Raw genomic sequence first — 7,914 nt, forward strand, 5'->3', positions numbered from 1 at the left:
GTGCGGGGCGGGAAGGCCGGGCGCCGGGGGAAGCGCGGGCGCCGGGGTCCAGTGGCGCACGATCTCCTGCCAGGCGGCGGTGTCGTGGAGCCGCGCGGCGGCGAGGTCGACGGCTTCGGGTGTGGTGGTGACGTTGCCGGGGGTCCCGGTGTCGGACGTCTCGGGGGCGGTGGTCGGCATGGGTGGGCACGCTCCTGGGTCGGTGGATCCCCCGGTCGCCCTTAATGTCGGCTATGCGGCTTTCCTGCTTGAGATCAGGCCGCCCACAAGGTGCCCGATCCACCCATAAGTTACCAATCGGTATGCCGTGACTTCCCATGCCAGCGGCAGTAGAACTCGTTCCCATTCCCCCTCACGAGTGAGGAACTTCACGTGGTCTCACGTCGAAAATTCATCATGGGAACAGGTTCTCTTCTGGGCGCACTCGCACTGCCGGCCCCGTCGGTGTCGGCAGCCCCGCTCCCCCCGGGAACCCGCCTCCCCGTCCTCGTCATCGGCACCGGTTACGGCGGTTCCGTCGCCGCCCTCCGGCTCGCCCAGGCAGGCGTCAACGTGCACATGGTCGAGATGGGCATGTCCTGGGACACCCCGGGCCCCGACGGCAAGGTCTTCGCCAACACGACGAAGCCCGACTACCGCTCCTACTGGCTCCGCACCCGCACGAAGCAGCCGCTGAGCAACTTCCTCGGGTTCCCGCTCGACAAGGACATCCCCCGCTACACCGGCATCCTCGACGCGGAGGAGTTCAGCGGCATCACCGTCTACCAGGGCCGGGGCGTCGGCGGCGGCTCCCTCGTCAACGGCGGCATGGCGGTCACCCCCCGGCGCGAGAACTTCGGCGCCGTGCTGCCGTCCGTGAACGCCGCCGAGATGTACGGCGTCTACTACCCGCGGGCGAACGCCGGGCTCGGCGTCAACCAGGTCGACCCCGCCTGGTGGGAGAGCGCGGCCTGCTACCAGTACGCGCGCGTCGGCCGCAAGCACGCCCAGCGCTCCGGCTTCCCCTTCGTCTTCGTGCCCAACGTCTACGACTGGGACTACATGAAGCAGGAGGCGGCCGGCGCCGTCCCCAGATCCGCCCTGGAGGGCGAGGTCCTCTACGGCAACAACCACGGCAAGAAGACCCTGCGCAAGACCTACCTCGCGCAGGCCGAGGCGACCGGCAGGGTCTCGATCTCACCGTTGCACAAGGTCACCTCGGTGACTCCCGCTGCGGGCGGCGGCTACACCGTGCTGATCGACGAGATCAACACCTCCGGTGACACCACGGCCACCAAGTCCGTCACCGCCGACCGGGTGTTCTTCGCGGCCGGCAGCGTCGGCACCAGCAAGCTGCTCACCCGGCTCAAGGCCACCGGCGCGCTGCCCGGCCTCAACAACGAGATCGGCAAGGGCTGGGGCGACAACGGCAACGTCATGTGCGGCCGGGCCAACCACATGTGGGACGCCACCGGCAAGCTCCAGTCGTCGATGCCCACGGCCGGCATCGACAACTGGGACGCGGGCGGCGCGTTCGCCGAGGTGGCCCCGCTGCCCACCGGGATCGAGACCTACGCCTCGTTCTACCTGTCCATCACCAAGAACCCGCACCGTGCCGAGTTCTCGTGGAACGCCGCGGCCGGGCGGGTCGACCTCGACTGGCAGACGGCCTGGAAGCAGCCGTCGATCGACATGGCGAAGAGCATCTTCGACAAGATCAACGCGAAGGAGGGGACGATCTACCGGACGGACCTCTTCGGGACGTACAAGATCTGGGGGGACCACCTCACGTACCACCCGCTCGGCGGCGCGGTGCTCGACAAGGCCACCGACAACTACGGGCGCCTGCACGGGCATCCCGGGCTCTACGTGATCGACGGCGCGCTCATCCCCGGCAACGCGAGCGTCAACCCGTTCGTCACCATCACGGCGCTCGCCGAGCGGAACATCGAGAAGATCATCGCCACCGATCTGTGACCATCGACCCGTGACGACCGGCCCGTGACCGCCGGTTCGAGTCGGCGCGGGCGCGTACGAAGCCGGGGCGGCCGGGATCACCCAGCGGCCCCGGGGCCGGGCTCACCGACCGGGCAGCACGCACACCGAGTCGAGGCCGAGGACGTGGTTGAGCCGGCCGAAGGCGAGCCAGGAACCGATGCTCATGCTCAGTTCCACGATCTCCGCCTGGCTGTACCGCGCGGTCATCCGCGCCCAGAACTCCTCGTCGAGGCCGTGGTGGTCCACGGCGTAGCGCTCGGCGTACTCGGCGGCGAGCCGGGTCCGTTCGTCGAAGGCGTCGGTCGTGCGCCACTCGGTGACCGCGTCCGCGAACCCGTCCTCGACCTTCTCGCCGTCCCGCTCCGTGCGCCAGTCCAGGCAGAACACACAGCCGTTGATCTGCGCGATCCGCAGTCGTGCGGCCTCGAACTCGCGCAGCCCCAGAGTCGTGTGCTCGTACACGGACAGCGAGAAGTTGGCGGCGGCCATCCCGATGCCGGGGACCATGTCGCCCCACACGTACCCGATCGGCTCCTGGCCCTCGGGAATGTCGATGATCACGGTTGTCTCCTTCCGAGCTTCCCCACCGCCGGGCGCAGTGGCACGTCGAGTGCGTCGTACAGTCCCGGCTTGGCGTCCACCAGCCAGTCGATGGCGTTCACCAGCCGGCCGACCGCGGTGGCGTTCCCGCCCGCGGACCGGTTCTCGCCCTCGTCGGTCGCCTCGACCGTGACCTCGATGCGCGGCCGGCCCTCGACGATCACCCGGTGCGCGCCGGCGCCGTCGGGCGGGCTCGGCCAGTCGGGGGCGCAGGACGGGTGGATGCGGGTGACGTGCTCGACGACGATGAGGGCCTCGCCGTCGACGACGCCCTGCACCTCGAAGCGCACGGCTCCCTGGGTCCCGGCCTCGAACACGCCCATGGTGCGGGTGGTCACGGTGGTGTCGAGGGCGCGCCGCTCCAGGGTCTCGCGGATGTCGTCGAGCGCGACGCCGAGAGCGCGGGCCATCAGACGTATCTGTCCGCCCCACACCATGGTCGGCACCGAGGGGGCGAGCATCAGCGGCTCGTACTCCATGGGCTGGCCCATGCCGACCAGGTACCGGACCGACTCCTCCTGGTCGTAGGTGGAGTAGTCGAAGATCTCCTGGCAGCGGATCGCGTCCACGGTCGAGCCGAGCCCGCTCATCAGCAGCGGGAGGACGTCGTTGCCCCAGCCCGGGTCCACCCCCGAGACGAAGAGCGAGCCCCCGCCCTCGGCGACGGCGGTGAGGACCGGGTCGCGGAACTCCGGCGGGGCGTTCAGCTGGTCGTAGAGCGGATACAGCGCCGGGGTGACGACGACGGCGCCGGCGCGGACCGCCGCGACGACGTCCGCGAGGGCCTCGTCGGGGCGGATGTCGCCGGAGGCGGCGTACACGACGGCGCCGGGGCGGGTGGCGAGCACGGCACCGACGTCGTCGGTCGCCGCGACCCCGAGGGCGCGGTCCAGGCCGGCGAGCTCGCCCGCGTCGCGCCCGGTCTTGGCCGGATCGTGGACGAGTACGGCGGCGAGTTCCAGCGCCGGGTGGGCGTCGACGGCCCGGACGGCCGCGCGCCCGACGTTTCCGGTACCCCAGACAACGGTCGGAATCATGCGCGGAGCGTAGCCTGACGGACCGTCAGTTCCTAGGGTCGTGACAGGAACCGCTCCTCGGGGGCCGCTCCCCACGACCCGTCCGGGACCGGCCCGGTCGCCCGCCACGTCCCTCGCAACCCCGTCGCAACCCCCTGAGGGCTGGACTGGGCCCGGACGCCGACCGTCCCGGTGCCGGCCGCGAGGAAGGGACTCCCATGGACCGAACCGAGCCGCGCGTGGAACTGACGCCCACCGCCGCGGAGCTCGTGCGGCGACTGCGGGCGCTGCACGGGCCGCTGATGTTCCACCAGTCGGGCGGCTGCTGCGACGGCAGCGCGCCGATGTGCTACCCGGCGGGCGAGTTCCGCACGGGTGGCTCCGACGTGCTCCTGGCCTCGCTGGAGGTGTCCGGGGTGGCCGAGCCGATCGGCTTCTGGATGTCGAAGGCGCAGTTCGAGGTGTGGAGCCACACGCGGCTGATCGTGGACGTGGTGGAGGGCCGGGGCAGCGGCTTCTCCCTGGAGGCCCCGGAGGGGGTCCGGTTCCTCGTCCGGTCCCGCCTGGTCACCCCCTGAAGGGGTGCGAGGGAGACCCGGCGGTTCACCGGAATGGCGGCTGGGCAACTCCGCGGGGCCTTGCGAGGGTTGCCCGGACCCCAGGGGGACATGTGAAGGTGCCGACCACACCCGTACGCGCGCTGGCGGCCGGCCTGCTGGCCTGGTGCGTCGCGCTGGCCGGGGCGCCGGCGGGCGCGGTCTCCCCGGCCGGGGGCGCCGCCGCACCCCCTCCTCCCGTGGCGCTCGCGCCGGGGGTGACGTACCGGAGCTTCGACGTGATCGCCTCCCACGGACCCGCCCGGGTCCATCTCGTCTCCGTCGACCTGCGCGAACCGGGTGTCTCGGTGGACCTGCTGACGCCCGGCTCCGTGGCCGCGCGTGCCCCGCTGTCGTCCCTCGCGGACGCCCGCGCCGCGGTGGCCGGCGTCAACGGGGACTTCTTCGACATCACGGAGACCCAGCACCCCGGCGTCGAGGCGACCGGTGCCTCCGTCGGCCCCGCCGTCGGCGGCGGACGGCAGCTCAAGGCCGCCGTCCCGGACGGCCAGCGCTTCGGCCCCGCGCTCCCGGCCGGCACCGACACCCGCGCCGTGCTGGGCGTCGGCACGGACGGACGCGCCCGGCTGGACCGGCTCGTCCTCGACGGCGGCGTGACCACCCCCGTCGGCTCCTTCCCGCTCGGCGGACTGAACCAGTACGCGCTGCCGGTGGACTCGGTCGGCGTGTTCACCTCCCACTGGGGCTCCGTGTCACGGCTGCGGGCCACCTGCGGCACGGACGAGGACCGGGCGGCGCCGTGCGGTACGGAGACCTACGAGGTGACGGTGCGCGCCGGGCGGGTGGTCGCCGGGTCGCCTGTCCCGGGGCGCGGCGCGATCGCCGAGGACACCGAGGTGCTGGTCGGCCGGGAGGCCGGTGCGCGCCTGTTGCGCGCGCTGGCGGTGGGCGACCGGGTCGGGGTGCGGCACCGGCTGGTCGCGGAGGGCTCCCGGATCCCTTACCGCTTCGCGGTCGGCGGGTATCCGGTCCTGCGGGCGGGGGCGGCGCTGCCGGGCCTGGATCCGCTCACCTCCGCCGTGCGGTCCGCCGCCGGCAGGGCCGACGGCGGGCGCACGCTCCTGTTGATGGCGCTGGACGGCGGGCTCGGCTTCCGTACCGGTCTGACGATCGCGGAGGTCGCCGAGGTGATGCGGGACGCGGGCGCCGAGGACGCGTTCAGCCTGGACGGCGGCGGCTCGTCCACGCTGGTCACCCGGGATCTCGCCGCCTCCGCGGTCACCGTGCGCAATCACCCCGCCGAGGGCGTCGAGCGCCCGGTGCCGAACGGCATCGGGGTCTTCTCCCGCGGGTGACGTACGGCCGCCACGCTGCGTCACCGCGCGAAGTGGGTCCGTCGTGGCTAGCGTGGCTTCGGGAAACCCATCGGAGCGCATCACGATCGGAAGAGGATCACCGTCATGGCCACACGACCTGAAGGCACGCCGGCGTGGACCGACGCCATGTTCACGGACGTCGAGGGCGCCAAGAAGTTCTACGGCGAGGTCCTGGGGTGGACCTTCGGCGAGGCCTCCTCGGAGTTCGGCAACTACACGCAGGCCTACCGCGACGGCAAGGCGGTCGCGGCCGTCGTGCCGCCGATGCCGGGACAGGAGACACCCCAGTCGGCCTGGTGCCTGTACTTCTCCTCGCCCGACGCGGCCGCCACGGCTGAGCGGATCAGGAACAGCGGTGGCACGCTGCTCATGGAGCCGATGCAGGTCGGGGACTTCGGTTCGATGTGCCTGGCGCAGGACCCGACGGGTGTGACCTTCGGCGTCTGGCAGCCGGGCGCGCACGAGGGCTTCGAGCTGGAGGGCGAGACCGGTTCCTACTCCTGGGCCGAGGTCTTCACCCGGGAGCCCGAGCGGTCCGACGCCTTCTTCGCCGCGGTCTTCGGCTTCAACACCAAGCAGATGAAGGACGACCAGGTCGACTACAAGACCTTCGACCTGGGCGGCGAGATGCCGGTCCTGGGCCGGATGACGATGACGCCGGAGGACTTCCCCGCGGAGATCCCCCCGTACATCCAGGTCTACTTCGCCGTCGACGACTGCGACGCGACCGTCGCGAAGGCGGAGAAGCACGGCGGGCGGAAGGTGTTCGGGCCGATGAGCAGCCCGTTCGGCCGTTTCGCGGCGATCGTCGACCCGCAGGGCGCGGCTTTCGCCGTCATCGACCTGAAGACGACCGAGGGCGAGATGCCCGAGTTCGACTGAGGCCCCCCGCACGAGGGTGCCCGGGACCGCGACGCGCGGTCCCGGGCACCCTCGTGCGGGGGGGCCGGTTCTCGCCCCCCACGGGCGGTGCCCGGCCCTCCCCTCCGTACGTCAGGCGCCGTCGCGTACGGCGACGATGCCGTTGAAGACGCCGACGTAGGCGGTGCCGTCGGGGCCGAGCGTGATCGGGGCCCAGTTGTTGTCGTAGGCCACGCCCGTCCCCGTCAGCCGCTTGAAGGCGCGCTGCCCGGTGCGGAAGTCGACGGCGGTGAGGTACCAGGCGTCGATGCCGAGGGCGTTCGGCTCCTTCTCGTAGAAGTAGAGCAGGCCGTTGGCGGTCGACAGTTTGGGCACCGTGGACGGGGAGCGGACCGCGCTCTCCCAGACGGTGTCGCAGCCGCTGCCGTCGGGGCGGACGTCGATCCGGGTTGCACCGCCGGTGACGCTGCGGCCGAAGGTGAGGGTCGTCGGGTTCTCGTAGCCGTAGTTGTTCTCCACGACCAGGCTGTCGCCCCAGCTGATCAGGGAGTTGTCGGTGGTGGATGCGCCGGGGCGGAAGACCGGGACCTTGCAGACGAGGCGCTCGGCGGCGGGGACGTCGGCGCCTCGCCGGTAGACGAGGACGTTCATCCGGTCGTCGGCGTTGTCGGTGATCGCGACGTAGTCCTCGTGCTCGCCGAAGAGGTCGGGAGTGGTGCCCGAACCCTGGTTCACCGAGCCCGGCTTGGTGCCGGTGCCCCGGTCGTAAGTCTGGCGCCACCGGATCTCGGGGGTGCCGTCGGCCGCGGCCCCGAAGCTGTAGAGCGCGTGGTCGGAGACGATCGAGACGCCGTCCTCGGCGACGGAGAAGGAGTTCTGGATCTCCTCGCCGTCGAGCCGGATCGCGCGCAGCGCTCCGGTGCCCGGGTCGACGGTGCCGACCCGGCCGAGCCGGGTGACCCACCAGATGCGGCCGTCCCAGTCCGGCATCACGGACGTGACCGGGTCGCATACGCCGCTGGGGAAGAGGTTGGTCCAGGAGACGCAGTCGTGCGGCACCAGGGGGGTGAGGTCCCAGTCGTTCTCCACGGTGAACGCCCAGCGGCCGTCGGCGCCCCGGGAGTGGGCGATCCGCAGGACGTGCTGCCGGGAGTCGGCGAGGACGACGCGGTCCCGGTCGTCGAGGTAGAAGTAGGCGCCGCCGGAGGTGTCCTTGAAGATCCTCTCGAAGTCGAGGCGCGTGACGGCCTCGACGGTCGAGGAGCGCTGCGGCAGCTTGTACTCGGCGAGGGTGTCCAGGCTCCTCGGGTCGAGCAGCTTGAGCAGGAAGCCGGAGAAGGTGCCGCACACGGTGAGGATCCGGCCCTCGGCGTCGAAGGTGACGGTGGCGCATTCGCCGCCGAGGGCGGCGATCTTCTCGCTGGTGACCTCCGGGTCACGGCCGAGCGGCCCGGACCAGGGGTACGTGCCGCTGCCGGCACCGTCGGCGTGCATGCCGCTGCGGCCGTGACCCGGAGGTCACCAGCG

At 71.8% G+C, this 7,914-nt stretch carries 6 protein-coding genes and 2 pseudogenes; 4 read left to right on the forward strand and 4 right to left on the reverse strand.

What is annotated here, in order from left to right:
- Nucleotides 1–180: pseudogene (locus EAO71_RS22875) on the reverse strand (hypothetical protein); the annotation flags it as partial.
- A gap of 216 nt (nt 181–396) precedes the next feature.
- Here EAO71_RS22875 and EAO71_RS22880 point away from each other — a divergent pair.
- Entirely contained in the window at nt 397–1,956 is a 1,560-nt protein-coding gene (locus tag EAO71_RS22880; protein WP_147979711.1) for a GMC oxidoreductase, read from the forward strand.
- Nucleotides 1,957–2,058: 102 nt separating this feature from the next.
- On the opposite strand, the gene EAO71_RS22885 is transcribed toward EAO71_RS22880, so the two are convergent.
- Together EAO71_RS22885 and EAO71_RS22890 are read right to left on the reverse strand one after the other, a co-directional pair.
- Nucleotides 2,059–2,538 carry a carboxymuconolactone decarboxylase family protein gene (locus EAO71_RS22885; protein WP_147979712.1) on the reverse strand — a complete coding sequence of 160 codons (480 nt, stop codon included), beginning with the start codon at nt 2,536–2,538 and terminating at the stop codon, nt 2,059–2,061.
- Nucleotides 2,535–3,614, reverse strand: a complete 1,080-nt coding sequence (locus EAO71_RS22890) for an NAD(P)H-dependent amine dehydrogenase family protein (protein ID WP_147979713.1) — start codon at nt 3,612–3,614, stop codon at nt 2,535–2,537. Before EAO71_RS22890 ends, EAO71_RS22885 begins: the two co-directional genes overlap by 4 nt.
- Nucleotides 3,615–3,811: 197 nt before the next feature.
- On the opposite strand from EAO71_RS22890, the gene EAO71_RS22895 reads away from it, so the two are divergent.
- From EAO71_RS22895 to EAO71_RS22905, 3 genes are all read left to right on the forward strand, one after another.
- Nucleotides 3,812–4,171 (forward strand): DUF779 domain-containing protein, encoded by a 360-nt coding sequence (locus tag EAO71_RS22895; RefSeq protein ID WP_147979714.1) that lies wholly within the window; start codon nt 3,812–3,814, stop codon nt 4,169–4,171.
- A gap of 98 nt (nt 4,172–4,269) precedes the next feature.
- Nucleotides 4,270–5,505, forward strand: coding sequence for a phosphodiester glycosidase family protein (locus EAO71_RS22900; RefSeq protein WP_410093999.1), 1,236 nt, complete (start codon nt 4,270–4,272; stop codon nt 5,503–5,505).
- Between the two features lie 105 nt (nt 5,506–5,610).
- On the forward strand, nt 5,611–6,408 hold the full coding sequence (locus tag EAO71_RS22905) for a VOC family protein (protein ID WP_147979715.1): 798 nt from the start codon (nt 5,611–5,613) through the stop codon (nt 6,406–6,408).
- Between the two features lie 111 nt (nt 6,409–6,519).
- Here the strand turns inward: EAO71_RS22905 and EAO71_RS22910 are convergent.
- Nucleotides 6,520–7,893 (reverse strand): annotated as a pseudogene (locus EAO71_RS22910) (hypothetical protein); the annotation flags it as partial.
- Nucleotides 7,894–7,914 lie beyond the last annotated feature (21 nt).

Origin of the sequence: Streptomyces sp. MS191 (genome assembly GCF_008042125.1) — a bacterium.
Classification (GTDB): Bacteria; Actinomycetota; Actinomycetes; order Streptomycetales; family Streptomycetaceae; genus Streptomyces.